Annotated in this window: 17 protein-coding genes; 12 read left to right on the top strand and 5 right to left on the bottom strand. The window is 64.1% G+C overall.

Annotation, left to right across the window (positions count from 1 at the left end):
• Positions 1 to 255: hypothetical protein (locus ACTNB1_RS08660; protein WP_441168868.1), on the top strand; the 255-nt coding region annotated here is incomplete at its 5' end.
• Positions 256 to 293: 38 nt separating this feature from the next.
• Here the strand turns inward: ACTNB1_RS08660 and ACTNB1_RS08655 are convergent.
• Genes ACTNB1_RS08655 through ACTNB1_RS08645 form a run of 3 tightly spaced genes read right to left on the bottom strand, consistent with a single transcriptional unit; the run spans position 294 to position 2,606 of the window.
• Positions 294 to 1,499 (bottom strand): UxaA family hydrolase, encoded by a 1,206-nt coding sequence (locus tag ACTNB1_RS08655; protein WP_441168866.1) that lies wholly within the window; start codon positions 1,497 to 1,499, stop codon positions 294 to 296.
• A 16-nt stretch (positions 1,500 to 1,515) separates the two neighbouring features.
• Entirely contained in the window at positions 1,516 to 1,851 is a 336-nt protein-coding gene (locus ACTNB1_RS08650) for a UxaA family hydrolase (RefSeq protein WP_441168864.1), read from the bottom strand.
• Positions 1,848 to 2,606, bottom strand: coding sequence for a PIG-L deacetylase family protein (locus tag ACTNB1_RS08645; RefSeq protein WP_441168862.1), 759 nt, complete (start codon positions 2,604 to 2,606; stop codon positions 1,848 to 1,850). Before ACTNB1_RS08645 ends, ACTNB1_RS08650 begins: the two co-directional genes overlap by 4 nt.
• A gap of 128 nt (positions 2,607 to 2,734) precedes the next feature.
• Here ACTNB1_RS08645 and ACTNB1_RS08640 point away from each other — a divergent pair, with 128 nt between their 5' ends.
• The 9 genes from ACTNB1_RS08640 to ACTNB1_RS08600 all read left to right on the top strand — a co-directional run bounded on the left by ACTNB1_RS08640 (position 2,735) and on the right by ACTNB1_RS08600 (position 12,527).
• Positions 2,735 to 3,691: a LysR family transcriptional regulator gene (locus ACTNB1_RS08640; protein ID WP_441168860.1), complete on the top strand. Its 957-nt coding sequence runs from the start codon at positions 2,735 to 2,737 to the stop codon at positions 3,689 to 3,691.
• Between the two features lie 103 nt (positions 3,692 to 3,794).
• Positions 3,795 to 5,789: a DHH family phosphoesterase gene (locus ACTNB1_RS08635; RefSeq protein WP_441168859.1), complete on the top strand. Its 1,995-nt coding sequence runs from the start codon at positions 3,795 to 3,797 to the stop codon at positions 5,787 to 5,789.
• A gap of 14 nt (positions 5,790 to 5,803) precedes the next feature.
• A complete protein-coding gene (rplI, locus tag ACTNB1_RS08630; RefSeq protein ID WP_441168857.1) occupies positions 5,804 to 6,250 on the top strand; it encodes a 50S ribosomal protein L9 in 447 nt (148 codons plus the stop codon).
• A gap of 52 nt (positions 6,251 to 6,302) precedes the next feature.
• Positions 6,303 to 7,655 carry a replicative DNA helicase gene (gene dnaB / locus ACTNB1_RS08625; protein ID WP_441168856.1) on the top strand — a complete coding sequence of 451 codons (1,353 nt, stop codon included), beginning with the start codon at positions 6,303 to 6,305 and terminating at the stop codon, positions 7,653 to 7,655.
• Between the two features lie 11 nt (positions 7,656 to 7,666).
• On the top strand, positions 7,667 to 9,037 hold the full coding sequence (tilS, locus tag ACTNB1_RS08620; RefSeq protein ID WP_441168854.1) for a tRNA lysidine(34) synthetase TilS: 1,371 nt from the start codon (positions 7,667 to 7,669) through the stop codon (positions 9,035 to 9,037).
• An 11-nt stretch (positions 9,038 to 9,048) separates the two neighbouring features.
• Complete coding sequence (gene hpt, locus ACTNB1_RS08615; protein ID WP_441168853.1) at positions 9,049 to 9,603, top strand: hypoxanthine phosphoribosyltransferase; 555 nt, start codon at positions 9,049 to 9,051, stop codon at positions 9,601 to 9,603.
• 33 nt (positions 9,604 to 9,636) lie between these two features.
• A complete protein-coding gene (gene ftsH / locus ACTNB1_RS08610) occupies positions 9,637 to 11,565 on the top strand; it encodes an ATP-dependent zinc metalloprotease FtsH (protein ID WP_441168852.1) in 1,929 nt (642 codons plus the stop codon).
• 132 nt (positions 11,566 to 11,697) lie between these two features.
• Positions 11,698 to 12,336 carry a peptidoglycan recognition protein family protein gene (locus ACTNB1_RS08605; RefSeq protein WP_441168851.1) on the top strand — a complete coding sequence of 213 codons (639 nt, stop codon included), beginning with the start codon at positions 11,698 to 11,700 and terminating at the stop codon, positions 12,334 to 12,336.
• A gap of 65 nt (positions 12,337 to 12,401) precedes the next feature.
• Complete coding sequence (locus ACTNB1_RS08600; protein ID WP_441168849.1) at positions 12,402 to 12,527, top strand: hypothetical protein; 126 nt, start codon at positions 12,402 to 12,404, stop codon at positions 12,525 to 12,527.
• Positions 12,528 to 12,581: 54 nt separating this feature from the next.
• On the opposite strand, the gene ACTNB1_RS08595 is transcribed toward ACTNB1_RS08600, so the two are convergent.
• Together ACTNB1_RS08595 and ACTNB1_RS08590 are read right to left on the bottom strand one after the other, a co-directional pair.
• Positions 12,582 to 14,018 carry a M20/M25/M40 family metallo-hydrolase gene (locus tag ACTNB1_RS08595; protein ID WP_441168848.1) on the bottom strand — a complete coding sequence of 479 codons (1,437 nt, stop codon included), beginning with the start codon at positions 14,016 to 14,018 and terminating at the stop codon, positions 12,582 to 12,584.
• Positions 14,019 to 14,082: 64 nt separating this feature from the next.
• The gene (locus ACTNB1_RS08590) at positions 14,083 to 14,640 is read right to left on the bottom strand and encodes a sporulation protein (RefSeq protein ID WP_441168846.1); all 558 of its coding nucleotides are present in this window, start codon (positions 14,638 to 14,640) and stop codon (positions 14,083 to 14,085) included.
• Between the two features lie 120 nt (positions 14,641 to 14,760).
• On the opposite strand from ACTNB1_RS08590, the gene ACTNB1_RS08585 reads away from it, so the two are divergent.
• A complete protein-coding gene (locus ACTNB1_RS08585; protein ID WP_441168845.1) occupies positions 14,761 to 15,342 on the top strand; it encodes an HD domain-containing protein in 582 nt (193 codons plus the stop codon).
• A 3-nt stretch (positions 15,343 to 15,345) separates the two neighbouring features.
• Positions 15,346 to 16,734, top strand: a complete 1,389-nt coding sequence (locus ACTNB1_RS08580) for an MATE family efflux transporter (RefSeq protein ID WP_441168844.1) — start codon at positions 15,346 to 15,348, stop codon at positions 16,732 to 16,734.
• Positions 16,735 to 16,780: the final 46 nt, after the last annotated feature.

Genomic DNA, 16,780 nt, shown 5'->3' with positions numbered 1-16,780 from the left:
CGGCGGGGGGGGGAGGCAGACGCCCCCCACCCCCCCCCCCCCCCACCCCACCCCTTAAAAACGGCCAAAGAGGGGGAACTGCGGTTCCCCCATCTTTGGAAACTCCCCCTGGGGATTGGCAGCCTCCAGCCCCGGGGGGTACATCCAATAGGGGGGCCCGCCGGAGGCTCGTCGGCGGCCAAAGACAAGCACTCCATCAACATGCAGCTGTGCGTGAAGGAGCACGGGGAGATCCCCGTGGAGCCGGAACAGTAAAAGGGCGTCCGCGTGAGAGCGGACGCCCTTTCTTTCCGTTATCTGCCGCAGGCTACCTGGGTATCCTGATACTTGTAGGGGATGTAATACTCCTTATGTCCCAGCCGCTCGGCGTTGGTCTGCCTGCCCCGGCACACCTCTACCACCAGGTCGGTCAGCTCCAGCGCCAATTCGTCCAGGCTCCGCTGGCCGGCAATAGCGGCCCCGGCGCAGAAGTCCAGGTCGTCGCCCATACGGGCGTAGGTGCCGCTGTTGCCGGTAATCTTCAGCACGGGAGCCACAGCGCTGCCCACCACGCTGCCCCGGCCGGTGACCAAAAAGACCAGCTGACAGCCGCAGGAGATCAGGTCCATCAGCCCCTCGTTGTCGTTGGGATTGGTCTTGCCGAAGCCCATAAAGTAGGGGTCGGGGGTGCTGTCCAGCAGCCAAAGGCCCTTTCCGGTGGGGCGGCAGGACACCTTGGTGACGCCGGAAATGGGCTGGGTGCCGCTTTTGATGGTGGCCCCCATACTCTTTTCTTCAATGGTGGTCAGCCCGCCCACGAAGTTGCCGGAGGAGATGGAGAACTGGTGGATGGACCGGCAGTGGTCCAGGGCCTTTTCATAGGTGTAGCCGATCTGGGCCCGCACGGTGTCGTTTATGGCCCGGTCCATCAGCACCTGCTTGAGGCCCACCGCCTCCACGATCTCCTCAAAAATGGCGGTGCCCTGCCAGTCCACCAGGCGGTCGAAGAACTTGCCCACGGTGGCGTTGCCCGCCAGGCCGGAGGTGTAGTCCGAGCCGCCGCACTCGCAGCCCACCATCAGGTCGGCCAGACCCATAGGCGCCCGAGGGGTATGCTCCAGCTGAGCCCGCAGTCCGGCTACCTGCTCCAGGCCGTAGGCAATGGAGCGCTGGGTGCCGCCCTGCTCCTGGATGTAGAAGGCGGCGGCGGGCTTCCCGGCCTCCCGGGCCTTCTGAGCCAGCAGCTTGGGCTGGGTATACTCGCATCCCAGACCCACCGCCAGCACCGCACCCACATTGGGGTGGCGGATCAGGGCCAGGAGCATGCGCACCGCGTACTCATTGTCGCAGCAGCCGGTAAAGCCCACTACCTCCACCTGGTCGCAGGCAGCCTGGCGGACGATCTCCTTGGCCACGAAGGAGGCACACTCCACGGTGTAGATCACCAGCACCTTGTTGCGGATGCCCAGGGAGCCGTCCTGCCGCAGATAGCCCTCCCAGCGAATGTCCTTGTAGTCCATATGCCCTTGCCTCCTGTCAGATGTATTGGGTATCGGTGGGCGCTCCGGTGTAGGGGTCCAGGGTGGAGGAGCGCTCGTCATACAGGCTTTTCATGTTGTGCAGATGGACCCAGGCCCCGGGCTCAATATCGGCGGTGGCCTGTCCAATGACCACGCCGTACTTGACCACAGGCTCTCCCGCCCGGATAGGGACCAGGGCGATCTTGTGTCCGTTCATCACCGGCTCCAGACAGACGGCGGCGGAGAGATCTCCGGCGCCGTGCACCTTTACCGGCCCGGCTTCCAGCTCGGAGAGGGCGGTTGCCACGTTGTCCTTTTCCGTCACCCGGTAGACGCATTGTGTGATATTCATAGGCTTTCTCCTTCCAGTTCCGTCAGGGGGAGCAGATCCCCCAGATAGGGTACATACCGTTTGAAGGCCTCTGCGTACCGGATGGTTCGCCGGCCCCGGGACCAGTCGTTGGCCTGCACCCCCCGGTTGAGGGCGCAGCGGGTGTAATACTCCACCAGCTGGGGCTGGGCGGCAAACAGCCTGACCGCCGCCAGCTTCTCTTCAAATACATCCCCGATGTCCACATAAGTATCGATCTGGAAGCGGTTGAATTCCGAATGAGGCATGGTGGTCTCAAAGAAGAAGATGTCCGGGATGAAGTGGGGCGGCGTATCGGGCAGAGCCCCCCGCATGCCGGCAGCGCTGACCGCCCGCACCACCGCCTTGGCTGTCACCTCATGGTCCAGATTGAAGGGGTCCTTCAGCCAGTGGGTGAGGATCACATGGGGCCGCAGGGTCAGGATATCCTCGTTGAGCCTGCGCAGCCTGGCCTCGTCCAGGCACAGGGGATAGTCCCCGTAGTCGAAAAACCGAATGTCTTTCACCCCCAGAGCCCGGGCAGCGGCCTGGGCCTCCGCCTTCCGGCAGGCCTTGACCTCCTCCAGGCAGGTACCCGGATGGTCCCGCCAGTAGGCGCCGGACTCCCCGTGCTCTCCAAAGGTGAGGGCAAACACCGTCACCTCCCAGCCCATGGCGGTATATTTTCGTATGGTGCCCCCCGCCCGGGTACACCAGTCCGCCCCGTGGGCGCTGACCACCAGCATCCGTCGGCTCATATCCCGCTCCTTTCCGGCCCCCGCAGGCCATTGGATTTTTGTCGGGGTTATTGTATAATGGAGCGGATAGATAGGCAAGCGCAGTATATTTCTATGCTTCTTAGGAGATTTAAGAGAGGAGGCGGCCTGTGGAACTGCATCATCTGGAGCACATCCTGGCTATCGCGGAGGCGGGAAGCATCAATGAGGCGGCCAAGCGGCTCTATCTGACCCAGTCCGCCCTGAATCAGCAGCTGCTCCGCCTGGAGGAGGAGCTGGGGACCCAGCTGTTCAGCCGCTCCCGGAACCACTTTGCCGTAACCGAGGCAGGCGCCGTCTACCTGGAGGGCGCCCGGGAGATCCTGCGTATCCAGCGGGACACCTACAGCCGCATCCAGGACCTGACCCGGGAAAAGCGGGGCACCATTCGCATCGGCCTTACCCCGGACCGGGGAATGCGGATGTTTTCCGCCATCTATCCCCAGTTTTATCAGCGCTATCCGGAGGTAAAGGTGATCCCGGCGGAGCTGATCGCCTCGGTGCAGGAGGAGAAGATCGCCGCCGGCGACCTGGACCTGGGCTTCCTCACCCTCAGCCCGGAGCAGCAGACCTGCAACGCCTACATCCGCCTGTGGGCGGAGCAGCTGGTGCTGGTGGTCCCGGCCTCCCACCCCCTGGCGGGAGAGGGCAGTCCCTTTCGGGAGGACCTGCCCGACGGTCTGCCTGAGATCGGCCTGGACAAGTTCCGGCAGGATCAGTTCGCCCTCATCAGCCGGGAATCCTCCATGCGGAGCCTGGTGGACAGCTGCTTTGAGCAGGGGGGCGTCACTCCCCGCATCCTGCTGGAGACCCGGAGCAGCATGACCCTCTTCCAGCTGGTCCAGTCCCTGGACTGCTGCTCTATCCTGCCTGCGGCGTACGCCCGGCCCTCCGCCCGGGTGGTCTATTTTGCTCTGCCGGGCCGCCCCGCCTGGGATCTGGCGGTGAGTTATCCCCGCAGATCCTATCTGGACGAGGCCAGACGGGCCCTCATCGGCCTGGCGGCGGAGTACTGGAAACGCTCCCCCTTCCTGTACCGGCACGGAACGGAGACCGCCGGGGAATAAGGCCCCGGCGGGGTTGGACGCCCCTTGTATTCGGGCGGTTTTTTTGATATAATAGTATCTCTTATGATGGGTTGTTATGCAGTCTGCCGCCGGGAGGTGTCTCATGCGGAAAAATAAACTTACTCACCTGTTAGAGCCCAGTTTTCGGCTGTATTTTGCCTTTTTGCTTCTGTTCGCCATTATTACCGCCCTGTTCTCCATTCCGGTGGCGGTGATCCAGCTGGCGGTGGTGGTCATCCTCTACCTTTACTTCCGCCGCAGCAGCGCCATGCGGCAGAAGGAAATCTTGAAATACATCGAAAACGTCACCTGCAACATGGACTCGGCCACCAAGGACACCATGGTGAACGCCCCTCTGCCCATGGTGATCTTCCGGCCGGAGAATGACGAGGTCATCTGGTCCAACGACCGGTTTTTGCAGATCACCGGGGAGCGGGACCACCTGTTCGACACCAAGATCTCCGCGGCGGTGCCCGACTTCTCCTCCCGCTGGCTGATGGAGGGCAAGACCGAGTGCCCCACTGAGGTGCGCATCGGGGACCGGCGCTTCCTGGTGTACGGCCATCTGGTCCGCACGGAGGAGCAGGGCGCCCGGGGCTACCTGGCCACCACCTACTGGGTGGATGTCACCGATTTCGCCCAGGTTCGGGACGACTTTTACGCCAGCCGCCCGGTGGTTGCCATCCTGACGGTGGACAACTACGAGGAGCTGATGAAGGGCGCTACCGACAACGCCAAGTCCGCCATGCGCAGCGAGATCGACGACCGGCTGGCCCAGTGGGTGGCGCCCGCCCAGGGCGTGTTCTGCCGGTATGAGCGGGACCGCTACCTGTTCATCTTTGAGGAGAAGTTCCTGGCCCAGTTCCAGGAGGGCAAGTACGCCGTGCTGGACAGCGTGCGGCAGGTAACCAGCCCTTCGGGCATCCAGGCAACTCTGTCCATCGGCATCGGCAAGGACGCCGACAGCCTCAGCGAGCTGTACCAGTTCGCCGCCCTGTCGGTGGAGATGGCCCTGAGCCGCGGCGGCGACCAGGTGGTCATCAAGAACAAGTTCAACTTCGAGTTCTTCGGCGGCCGCACCAAGGAGCTGGAGAAGCGCACCAAGGTGAAGAGCCGGGTCATGGCCAACGCCCTGGGTGAGCTGATGGCTTCGGCCTCCATGGTGTTCGTCATGGGCCACAAGTACCCCGACCTGGACTGCATCGGCGCCGCCGCCGGCGTGTGCGCCATGGCCCGGAAGAAGGGGACCCCCGTCCACATCGTGAAGGAGCCGGGTGTCAACCCCGCCAGCGAGATGTGCGACCGGCTGGCCCAGGTGCCGGAGTACAAGGACGTGTTCATCTCTCCCCAGGACGCCATCCTCATGGCCGACGCCAACTGCCTGCTGGTGGTGGTGGACACCAACCGGCCCGAGCAGGTGGTGAGCCAGGACCTGCTGGAGGCGGTCCACAAGGTGGCGGTCATTGACCACCACCGCCGTGCCTCCTCCTATATCGCCGACGCCGCCCTCAACTTCCACGAGCCCTACGCCTCCTCCGCCAGCGAGCTGTCCACCGAGCTGCTGCAGTACCTGCTGGAGCCGGCGGACCTGCTGAAGATCGAGGCGGAGGCCCTGCTGGCCGGCATCACGCTGGACACCAAACAATTTACCATGCGCACCGGCAGCCGGACCTTTGAGGCGGCGGCCTTCCTGCGGCGCAGCGGCGCCGACACCGGCGACGTGAAGAAGCTGTTCCAGAACGACCTGGAGGGCACCATCGCCAAGTACGACATCATCCAGAACGCCAAGATGTACAAGGCCGCCATCGCTGTGGCCCGGGTGGACCACACGGTGGGCCGCATCACCGCCGCCCAGGCCGCCGATGAACTCTTGAACATCGCAGGCATCGACACCTCCTTCGTGCTCTTCCCCGACCAGGAGGGACGGGTCATCCTGTCCGCCCGCAGCATGGGAGACGTGAACGTACAGGTGGTGCTGGAGAAGCTGGGGGGCGGCGGCAACGCCGCTACCGCCGGGGCCCAGGTGCCCGACAAGACCGTGGACGAGGTGACCCGGATGCTGCTCCAGGCCATCGACCAGTATTTAGCAGATGAATAAAGGAGATTATAACCATGAAAGTGATTTTACAGCAGGACGTAAAGGGCCAGGGCAAGAAGGGTCAGCTCATTGAGGCCAGCGACGGCTACGCCCGCAACTTCCTTCTGCCCCGCAAGCTGGCGGTCCCCGCCACCGCCGAGAACATCAACACCATGAAGATGCAGGAGAAGGCCAAGAAGGCTCAGGAGGCCGCCGAGAAGGCGGAGGCCGAGGCCATCGCCGCCAAGCTGAAGGAGCTGAGCGTGAAGGTAGTGGCCAAGGGCGGCAACGGCGGTCGTCTGTTCGGCGCTGTCACCTCCAAGGAGATCGCCGACGCTCTGAACGCCCAGCACGGCATCAACATCCAGAAGACCAAGATCGTCCAGGACGAGCCCATCAAGGCCTTCGGCACCTATGAGCTGAAGGTGAAGCTGGGCTACGAGGTCAACGGCACCCTGAAGGTGGTCGTGGCCGAGCAGTAAGCGGGTGCAGGGGCCGATGCCCCATCGGCCCACCGGATCAAGGAGATCGCACATGGCAACGGAAGAAGAACTGCTGCTGCGGCAGATGCCCCACAGCGTGGAGGCCGAGCAGAGCGTGCTGGGCTCCATGCTCATCGACGCCCGTTGTGTGCCTGAGGTCATTGAGGAACTCAAGCCCGAGGACTTCTACCTGCGCACCAACCGGGAGATCTACGAGACCATTTATTCCATGTTCAACTTTTCCCTCACCATTGACCCGGTGACGGTGCTGGACCACATGAAGCAGAACGGGGTGTACGACGAGAACACATCCCGGAACTACATTCTGCAGCTGATGGAGATCACCCCCACCGCGGCCAACGTGAAGGAATATGTAACCATCGTAAAAGACAAATCCCTGCTGCGGCGCATCGCCGAGACGGCAGGGGAGCTGACCGCCCTGGTGCAGGAGGGGGGAGACACCGCTCAGCAGGTGCTGGACATCGCCGAGCAGCGAATCTTCGCCATCCGGCAGGGCCGGGCTTCTCAGGGCCTGATCCACATCTCCAGCGTGATCTTGAACGTGTATGAGCGGCTGAACGAGCTGGCCGCCAGCGGCCAGGCGGTGCCCGGCCTGTCCACCGGCCTGCCCGACGTGGACGCCGCCATCTCCGGTCTGAACAAGTCCGACCTGATCTTGCTGGCCGCCCGTCCCGGCATGGGCAAGACCTCCTTCGCCCTCAACCTGCTGCTCCACGCCGGAAAATTCTCCGGCAAGACGGTAGTGTTCTTTTCCCTGGAAATGAGCCGGGAGCAGCTGGCCATGCGCCTGATCGCCAGCGAGTCCTTTGTGGACAACAAGAAGCTGGTCACCGGCAAGCTGGGGGAGGAAGACTGGTCCAAGATCGCCGCCGCCTCCGCCGCCCTCAACCAGACCCAGATCCTCATTGACGACAACCCGTCTCTCTCGGTGGCAGACATGAACGCCAAGTGCCGCCGGGTGGATAACCTGGGACTGGTGGTCATCGACTACCTGCAATTGATGACCTCCGCCGGCGGGCCTCAGCGCAGCGGCGACAACCGGCAGCAGATCGTGTCCGACATCTCCCGGGCCCTGAAGATCATGGCCAAGGAGCTCAACGTGCCGGTGGTCTGCCTGTCCCAGCTGTCCCGTGGCCCCGAGAGCCGCTCCGACAAGCGGCCTATGCTGTCCGACCTGCGTGAGTCGGGCGCCATCGAGCAGGACGCCGACATCGTCATGTTCCTCTACCGGGACGACTATTATAATGAGGACAGCGAGAACCACAACCTGGCCGAGTGTATCATCGCCAAGAACCGCCACGGCGAGACGAGGACGGTGGAGCTGCAGTGGCTGCCTGAGTACACCACCTTCTCCTCCATCGACCGGCGGCATACAGAGTATTAAAAGGAGCCCTTATGCTGGAAAGCGTCAAAACACTGACAGCGGAATACGATATGCTTCCCCGGGGCGGCAGGGTGCTGTGCGCCGTGTCCGGCGGGGCCGACTCCATCTGCCTGCTCCACCTGCTCCACGCTATGTCGGAGGAGGGGGGCTTTACCGTGGCCGCCGCCCACTACCACCACGGCATGCGGGGAGCGGCCGCCGATTCCGACGCCGCCTTTGTGGAGACTTTTTGCAAGGAGCGGAACATCCCCTGTGTGATAGAGCGGGGCGACGTGTACGGCGAGGCGGAGCGCCGGGGCCTGGGTGTGGAGGAAACCGGCCGCCAGCTGCGGTATGAGTTTCTCCGCCGGACGGCGACGGAGCTGGGCTGCGACCGCATTGCCACCGCTCACAACGCCGACGACAATCTGGAGACCCTGCTGCTCCACCTGGTACGGGGTGCGGGGCTCCACGGCCTGGCGGGCATCCCGCCCAGGCGAGGAGATATCGTCCGGCCTCTGCTCACCACCTCCCGGGCGGCTATCGAGGCCTATCTGGAGGAACACAAGCTGAGCCACGTGGAGGACTGCACCAATTCCGACGACAGCTACGCCCGCAACCGCATCCGCCATCAGGTGGTGCCGGTGCTGCGGCAGCTCAACCCCCGGCTCACGGAGAGCGCGGCGGAGACCATGGGGTACCTCCGCGCCGACAATGACTTTATGAATGCCCAGGCCGCTGCGGCCTGTTCCCACGCCCGCTGGGCGGAGGACGACCTGGTGATCGAGGCCAGATATATCGCCGAGCTTCCCTCCGCCATCGCCCCCCGGGCGGCCCGGCGGATGCTGGAGATGATGGGGGACGGCAACACCGACTGCTCCGCCGCCCATCTGAAAGCCATCGTGGACCTGGCGGCAGGGGAGGACCCGTCGGCGGTGGCCTTCCTGCCCAACGGGCGGCTGGTGCAGCGGGTATACAAGGACTTGCTGTTCACCACCCAGTCCGACCCGCTGCCCCCCTTTGTCCCCACCCCTCTGAACCTGGACGGGGAGACGGCGCCGGAGGGCACCGATTGGCGGTGCAGCTGCCGGGCGGTGACCTGTCCGGCGGAAGGCGAGGAGGTACCCGGCGCCTTTTACCTGGCCCGGGACACCGTGGAAGGGGAGCTGGTGCTCCGGCCCCGGCAGACCGGGGATGAAATCTCCCTGCCCCGTCGGGGCGGGACCAAGACCGTGAAAAAGCTGTTCATCGACGAAAAGGTACCCCGCAGGGAGCGGGAACGGATCCCCGTCCTGGCCGACAGCCGGGGTGTGGCGGCAGTGGCGGGCTTCGGCCCGGAGCAGAGCCGCCTGGCCCAGCCGGGACAGAGCGCCTATGAACTGATTTTTTGGAAGAAAGAGTGAGGAGACAAGGTATGGAACACATTCTGGACAAGGACGTGGAACGGGTCCTCTTCTCCGAAGAGGAGCTGAAGAACCGGGTGGCGGAGATCGCCGCTCAGATCGACCGGGACTACGCCGGTAAGGAGCCGCTGCTGGTCAGCGTACTGCGGGGCTCCTTCGTGTTCATGGCTGACCTGGTGCGGCAGATTCATGTACCCTGCACGGTGGATTTTATGGCGGTATCCTCCTACGGAGCCGGCACCACCAGCTCCGGCCAGGTGAAGATCATCAAGGACCTGTCCGAGCAGATCGAGGGCAAGGACCTTATCGTGGTGGAGGACATTCTGGACAGCGGCAACACCCTGAGCTACCTGCTGCAAATCCTCCAGGCCCGCCACCCCGCCTCCGTGCGGCTTGCGACCCTGCTGGATAAGCCCTCCCGCCGGGTGAAGGAGGTAGAGGTGAGCTACTCCGGCTTCTCCATCCCCGACTACTTCGTGGTGGGCTACGGGCTGGACTATGCGGAGAAGTACCGCAACCTGCCCTACATCGGCGTGCTCAAGCCCTCCGTGTACGGCGGGGAATAAGCAGAACTTGCCCGGAAAGGACGTGGCCATTTTTTGAAACGAAACGGAAGCTTGCGCGACGTAGGCTTTTACCTGCTGGTCGCGCTGATCCTGGTGCTCACCATGTTTGCCCTGCGGGGCGGGCTGAGCGATCAGACGGAGGTCACCTACGGCCAGATCCGCCGCCTGCTGGAGGAACAGCAGGTGTCCCAGGTGTCCCTGCAGGACGACGGCACCCTCACCCTTTGGCTGAAGGAGCCGGTGGACGGCCAGGCCACTGTGCGCTACGACGTGGGGAACCCCCAGTGGTTCTATGACGACTTCAACGACACCATCGTGGAGCAGCAGCGGCTGGGGATCATCTCCGACTACGACTACCCCAAGGCCTGGGAGCCCCCCTACTGGGTGACGGCCTACCTGCCCTGGGTCGCCATCCTGGTGGTATTCGGTCTGCTGTGGTACTTTATGTTCCTGCGGCAGGCCGGCGGCGGCGGTGGAGGCGGCGGCGTGGACCGCACCGCCCGGTTTGGCCGGGCCCGCACCCGCACCGGCGCTGACGAACAGAAGAAGGTCACCTTTGAGGATGTGGCCGGTGCGGAAGAGGAGAAGGAGGAGCTTCAGGAGATCGTGGAGTTCCTCCGGGACCCCAAACGCTACCTGGAGCTGGGCGCCCGCATTCCCAAGGGCGTGCTGCTGGTGGGCCCGCCGGGCACCGGTAAGACTCTGCTGGCCAAGGCTGTGGCCGGCGAGGCGGGAGTCCACTTCCTGTCCATCTCCGGCTCCGACTTTGTGGAGCTGTACGTGGGCGTGGGCGCTTCCCGCGTCCGGGACCTGTTCGACCAGGCCAAGAAGAATGCACCCGCCATCGTCTTTATCGACGAGATCGACGCCGTGGGCCGCCAGAGAGGCGCCGGCCTGGGCGGCGGCCACGATGAACGGGAGCAGACCCTCAACCAGCTGCTGGTGGAGATGGACGGCTTTGGCAACAACGAAGGTGTGGTTGTCATGGCGGCCACCAACCGGCAGGACATTCTGGACCCCGCCCTGCTGCGTCCCGGCCGGTTCGACCGGCAGGTGTACGTGGGCTACCCGGACATCAAGGGCCGTGAGGCCATCCTGAAGGTCCACGCCCGGAACAAGCCTCTGGGGGACGACGTGTCCCTGGCGGAGCTGGCCAAGGGCACCGGCGGCTTTACCGGCGCCGACCTGGAGAACCTGATGAACGAGGCGGCCCTGCTGGCCGCCCGGCAGCACCACCGGTTCATCGCCATGAAGGACCTGAACGAGGCCGTCATCAAGGTCATCGCCGGTCCCGAGAAGAAGAGCCGGGTGGTCATTGAGCGGGAGCGGAAGCTCACCGCCTACCACGAGGCGGGTCACGCCATCGTGATCCACGACCTGGAGACCCAGGACCCGGTGCATCAGATCACCATCATTCCCCGGGGCATGGCAGGCGGCATGACCATCTCCCTGCCTCAGGAGGACGTGACCTTCCAGTCCAAGAAGCAGCTCACCGAGCGCATCGCCGTCTGCCTGGGCGGCCGGGCCGCCGAAGAGCTGGTGCTGGGTGACATCTCCACCGGCGCGGGCAGCGACCTGCGGAAGGCCAGCTCCATCGCCCGGAACATGGTCACCCGCTATGGCATGAGCGAGAAGCTGGGCAATGTGGTGTTCGACTCCGGCCATGACGAGGTGTTCATCGGCCGTTCCATGGCCCAGACCAAGAACTACTCTGAGGAAGTGGCCGCCCTTATCGACGAGGAGATCAAGACCCTCATCGACAACGCCTACGCCCGCTGCCGGAGCATCCTCACCACCCGGCGGAAGGAGCTGGAGTTTGTGGCCGACTACCTGCTGAAGTACGAGAACATGGACGCCGCCGACTTTGAGCTGGTGTTCACCGATCCCGCCGCCGTTCAGCCCCCCGCCTCTTTCCGGGCGGTGGAGGCCGAGTTCCAGGCGAAGGACGATCCTCAGGATTAAGATCCGGAAACACACAGCCCCCGCGCCCACAGGCGCGGGGGCTGTTTCGTTAACGTAAGAAATCTGTAAGAGACGACACCGTCGAATCCTGCTATAATAGAGGGGAATTCCAACCCAAGGAGGTTCCGCGCCATGCCCGCACAGACCACACCCGTCCGCCGCCGGAGAAGAAGGACCCGCCGGCGTTTCCCTCTGCTGCCCTTTTTGGTGGTGCTGGTGGCGGTGCTGGCGGTGATCAAGTGGATCGACCCCTTTGCTCCCCGGCAGAAGGATGCCCCACAGGAGGTGCCCGACTGGGTCACTGTGGACCTGCTGCCCGTCAATCCCTACTCCCGGCCGGGCATCCCCCTGGAGCAGGTCAACGGCATCGTCATCCACTATGTAGGCAATCCGGGCACCACGGCTCAGCAGAACCACAGCTATTTTGAGAATCTGGCCCAGACAGGGGAGACCTACGCCTCCAGCCACTTCCTGGTGGGACTGGACGGGGAGATCATCCAGAACGTCCCCCTGGACGAGATCGCCTACTGCTCCAACCAGCGCAACGAGGACACCATCTCCATCGAGTGCTGCCACCCCGACGACAGCGGGGAATTCAATCAGGCCACCTACGACGCCCTGGTAAAGCTCACCCGCTGGCTGATGGAGTACTATGACCTGGACACCAGCCAGGTCATCCGCCACTACGATGTGACCGGCAAGATCTGTCCCAAGTCCTTTGTGGAGCACCCGGAGGAGTGGGAGCAGTTCCTGACGGACCTGGAGGAATAGTCCGGTTTATTGGACAGCGCATCTGCTATTCTGTACCCAGAACAAGCGGAAAGGAGCGCTGAACGATGAACTACGAGATCCGGTATGTACATGGACATGTGGAGGTTTACGACCTGGCAGGCCGCTTCTGCTGCTCGGGAGACAATGAGCGTGAGGCGCTGGCCGAGCTGGAGGAGTTTGCCGCCGCGTGACGGAAGAGATAGAGAAGAGCCGGGCGGCCCACAGGCCGTCCGGCTCCTTTTTGATTACAGGGCCTCCAGGGTTCCTGCCAGCAGCAGTACATAGTCGGGAATGGTGTCCAGGGGAGCTCGCTCGTCCACCGAGTGGGCATCCAGGATATCCGGTCCGGTGCTGGCCATCACCAGCCCCGGGGCCTTGGCCTGGAACACCGAGGGCTCCAGGCCCACATGGACCGCGCTGATCTCCAGCCCCCGGCCGGTCTGCTGCCGCCACACCCGGTCCAGCACCCCAGCCAGGGGGTTGTTCCGGTCGCCGGGCCAGCCGGGATAGCCGGTCACGGCGCCGGCAAAGCCGTGGGCCTGGGCCAGAGCCTGATGCCGGGCAGCCAGTTCGTCCTCCTCCGCCTGGCGGGCGGCCCGGAGGAAGGTACACACCCGGAAGGCGCCCTCCGCTGTCTCCGCCCGGCCCAGGTTGGCGGAGGCTCCCACCACGCCGGGGAAGGCGGGGTCCATGGCGTACACACCATGGTAGAGGCCATTGAGGAAGGCCAGGGCGTGGGCCTGGAAGGAGGGGGACCACACCCGTTCCGGAGCCTGGACCGGGACGCACTCCGCCCGCAGACCGGGGTCAGCCTCCCGATAGAGGGACAGGGCCTCCTCCAGCAGGCTCAGGTCAGGCTCTTTGGGAGCAAAAACCACCGCCTCCCCGCTGGCGGGGATGGCGTTGTGGGCGATACCGCCGGACAGAGCGGCGATCTGCCCGCCGGGCAGGCCGGCCAGATATCCCGCCAGCAGCTTGATGGGATTGCCTCTGCCCCGGTGAATGTCGTCCCCTGAGTGGCCTCCCAGCCCGCCGGTGAGGGTAATTCGCCAGGCGGGCAGATTGGGGGCGGGCTCGGTCTCCTCCCGCCGGGACCAGGTCTCCCGCCGGCCTCCGGCAGAGCCCACGATGGCCCGGCCCAGGTGGAAGCCGTCGGTGTTCAGCAGGCAATCTCCGCCGGACAGCCAGGCCGGGTCCACCTCCTTGGCCCCAGCCAGACCCACCTCCTCCGCGGTGGTAAACAGCAGCTTCAGGGGTCCGTGGGCCACCTGGCCGGTGGACAGCAGCCACAGCACCGCCGCGTTGCCCAGGCCGTTGTCCGCACCCAGGGAGGAGCGGCCGTCGCTGCAGAGAAACCCGTCCCGTACCACGATATTCACCGTATCGTCCTCCGGCCGGAAGCCGTGGGCGCAGGCGCACACCATGTCCATATGGCCCTGGAGGATCAGCCGGGGACGGCCCTCCCGGCCGGGTGTGGCGGGCAGAGTGCACATCAGGTTATGTACGCCGTCCTCCACAGGCTCCGCACCCAGCACCTCCCGGAGAAAGGCGGCGTAATCCCCGCAGGTGGCTTCCTCCCTGTGGGAGGGATGGGGATGGCGGGAGAGCAGGCGGAAGGTGGCTTCTACCCCCTGTATGATGGTCTGGCGGCCCCCCAGCCGCTCCAGCAGCGTCATGTTCATGGTACATCACATCCTTTGGGGATATTGTACCACGGCCCGGTTGGTTTTGCACCAGGAAATGTACTTACGGGTTCAGGATCTCCCACACCCCCAGGACCACCAGCAGGCCGCCGGAGAGGGGGAGGGCAAACCGGCCCAGCAGCCGCCCCGCCAGACCGTCCCCCAGGGCCCGGCCCAGAGGGAGGGCGGCCAGGGTGCACACCAGATTGGCCAGGGCGGCCCAGCCGGGACTGACTCCGGACACCCCGGCGGCCACGCCCATACCGGCGTTGTTGACGGCCAGAGCCGCCGCCAGAGCCACCCAGTCCCACAGGCCGGAGCCGCCGGAGGTTGGGGCCTCCTCCGGCCCGCCGGCGGAGCGCAGCCAGTCCAGCACACACCACAGGCCCATACCCACCAGCACCAGCCCGCCCAGGGCCGCCACGGCTCCCGCCGCCGCGGCCTGAGCGCCCAGGACCAGGGACAGCCAGGTGATGAGGGTGGTGAGCCCTGCGATAATCAGTCGCTGGACCCTGCCGGGCCGCACGCCCCGAACGGCCCAGCCCATAGCCAGGATCACTGTATCCAGATTACAGGCGGCGGCGAATACGACCGCCGCACCCAATAGGGAAAACCACTCCATAGGATACCTCCTCTTCCGGCCATCCTATTCGGAATACGAAGCAGTGGTGCATGGGGTGGTTTTTCCTGGCAGGGTGTGCTATACTTTACTTTAATCGAATCTGAAATAAGGAGAACTTTCATGGACGCCAAGGAAACTTTTCTGGAGATTTATCGGGAGAATATCCACCGGGACGGCGCTGACGCCCTGCTGGACTATCTGGAGCACAAGAGCGACTTCTTCACCTCTCCCGCCTCGGCCCGGTTCCACGGGGCTTACGCCGGCGGTCTGTGCGAGCACAGCGTCAATGTGTATCAGTGCCTGAAGGCCTATCTGGAGCGGGAGCGGGTCAAAGAGCTCTACGGCCTGGAATACACGCCGGAGAGCGTGGCTCTGGTGGCTTTGCTCCACGACGTGTGCAAGATTGGCTGCTACCAGGCGGGCTCCCGCAACGTGAAGGGCCCGGACGGCAAATGGCAGGCGGTGCCCACCTTCTTCTACAAAGACGAGCTGCCCTACGGCCACGGGGAGAAGAGCGTGTACATTCTCTCCGGCTTCCTGCGGCTCACCCGGGAGGAGGCCATGGCCATCCGCTGGCACATGGGCTTCTCCGGAGACGAGGATAAGCGGCTGGTGGGCCAGGCTCTGCAGCAGTACCCCCTTGCCTTCGCCCTCAGTCTGGCAGACATGGAGGCCACGTACTTTTTGGAAAAGGAGGAGTAAGCTGTGGCAAAGCGGGAAAACGACCTGGGTCGGGACCCGGTAGGCAAGCTGCTGCTGCGGCTGGCCCTGCCGTCGGTGACCGCTCAGCTGGTCAATGCCCTGTACAACATCGTAGACCGAATGTACATCGGCCACATTGAGGGAGTGGGTGATCTGGCCCTCACCGGACTGGGCGTCTGCTTCCCCGTCATCATGTTCGTCTCCGCCATTTCCGCCCTAGTGGGCATGGGCGGCGGTTCCCGGGCTGTGGTACGGATGGGGGAGGGGAAGGAGGATCAGGCCAACGCCATTCTGGGCAACTGTACTGCTCTGCTGATTTTTCTGGCGGTGGCTGCCACCCTCTTCTTCCAGGCGGTGCGGGAGCCTATGCTTCTCCTCTTCGGCGCCACGCCGGAGACCCTGGGCTACGCCAGTGACTATCTGACCATCTATCTGTGGGGCAGCATTTTTGTGGAGATCTCTCTGGGCCTCAACTTCTTTATTACCGCCCAGGGCTTTTCCACCATGTCCATGGCCACGGTGCTCATCGGCGCGGTGACCAATATCGTGCTGGACCCCATCCTGATCTTCGGCTTCGGCATGGGGGTCAAGGGCGCCGCCCTGGCCACCATCACCGCCCAGGCGGTGTCGGCTGTATGGGTCCTCCGCTTCCTCACCGGAAAGCGCACCAAGCTGAAGCTTCAGAAGCGCTTTTTCCGCATCAACTTCAAGGTGCTGGCTCCGGTGCTGGCCCTGGGCGTATCACCCTTCATTATGCAGTCCACTGAGAGCTTGGTGAACATCGCCTTCAACTCCTCTCTGAAGGCCTACGGCGGCACCACTGCCGTGGGCGCCATGACCATCTGCTCCAGCGTCATGCAGGTATTCTTCCTGCTGCTCCAGGGCATTGCCCAGGGAGCCCAGCCCATCATCGGCTTCAACTACGGCTCCGGCCAGCTGGACCGGGTAAAAAAGGCCTACAAGCTGCTGCTTACCTGCGCACTTACCTTCAGCTGCACGGCCTGCGCCGCTCTGGAGCTCTTCCCCGGAATGTTTGTGGCTCTGTTCAACGACAAGCCGGAGCTGGTGGATGTGGCGGTGTGGGCCTTGCGGGTATACGCCGCCGGCATGTTTATGCTGGGCATCCAGACCTCCTGCCAGCAGACCTTCGTGGCTCTGGGTCAGGCCAAGGTATCCCTTTTCCTGGCCCTGCTGCGTAAGATCATCCTGCTGCTGCCTCTTATTCTGCTGCTGCCCCACCTTTTCAGCGACAAGGTGTTCGCCGTGTTCCTGGCCGAGCCGGTGGCCGATATTCTGGCTGCCCTCACCACCGGCTGCATGTTCCTGTGGCGCTTCCCCCGCATTCTGGAGCACCGGAGACAGGAGCTGGCTGAGAAAAAAGCTGCTGGATAAGCTGCTGCTTTTACAAAAAAAGAAACGGGCCTGCGGAACATTCCGC

The organism is Flavonifractor sp. HCP28S3_F3 (genome assembly GCF_052065355.1).
Taxonomy (GTDB): Bacteria; Bacillota; Clostridia; order Oscillospirales; family Oscillospiraceae; genus Flavonifractor.
This window is presented reverse-complemented; position numbering and strand designations above follow the sequence as displayed.

Excerpts from the sequence above, each read along its gene's own strand:
- ACTNB1_RS08655 (WP_441168866.1), bottom strand. The coding sequence starts at position 1,499 with ATGGACTACAAGGACATTCGCTGGGAGGGCTATCTGCGGCAGGACGGC.
- ACTNB1_RS08650 (WP_441168864.1), bottom strand. The coding sequence starts at position 1,851 with ATGAATATCACACAATGCGTCTACCGGGTGACGGAAAAGGACAACGTG.
- ACTNB1_RS08645 (WP_441168862.1), bottom strand. The coding sequence starts at position 2,606 with ATGAGCCGACGGATGCTGGTGGTCAGCGCCCACGGGGCGGACTGGTGT.
- ACTNB1_RS08635 (WP_441168859.1), top strand. The coding sequence starts at position 3,795 with ATGCGGAAAAATAAACTTACTCACCTGTTAGAGCCCAGTTTTCGGCTG.
- rplI (WP_441168857.1), top strand. The coding sequence starts at position 5,804 with ATGAAAGTGATTTTACAGCAGGACGTAAAGGGCCAGGGCAAGAAGGGT.
- dnaB (WP_441168856.1), top strand. The coding sequence starts at position 6,303 with ATGGCAACGGAAGAAGAACTGCTGCTGCGGCAGATGCCCCACAGCGTG.
- tilS (WP_441168854.1), top strand. The coding sequence starts at position 7,667 with ATGCTGGAAAGCGTCAAAACACTGACAGCGGAATACGATATGCTTCCC.
- hpt (WP_441168853.1), top strand. The coding sequence starts at position 9,049 with ATGGAACACATTCTGGACAAGGACGTGGAACGGGTCCTCTTCTCCGAA.
- ACTNB1_RS08605 (WP_441168851.1), top strand. The coding sequence starts at position 11,698 with ATGCCCGCACAGACCACACCCGTCCGCCGCCGGAGAAGAAGGACCCGC.
- ACTNB1_RS08600 (WP_441168849.1), top strand. The coding sequence starts at position 12,402 with ATGAACTACGAGATCCGGTATGTACATGGACATGTGGAGGTTTACGAC.
- ACTNB1_RS08595 (WP_441168848.1), bottom strand. The coding sequence starts at position 14,018 with ATGAACATGACGCTGCTGGAGCGGCTGGGGGGCCGCCAGACCATCATA.
- ACTNB1_RS08590 (WP_441168846.1), bottom strand. The coding sequence starts at position 14,640 with ATGGAGTGGTTTTCCCTATTGGGTGCGGCGGTCGTATTCGCCGCCGCC.
- ACTNB1_RS08585 (WP_441168845.1), top strand. The coding sequence starts at position 14,761 with ATGGACGCCAAGGAAACTTTTCTGGAGATTTATCGGGAGAATATCCAC.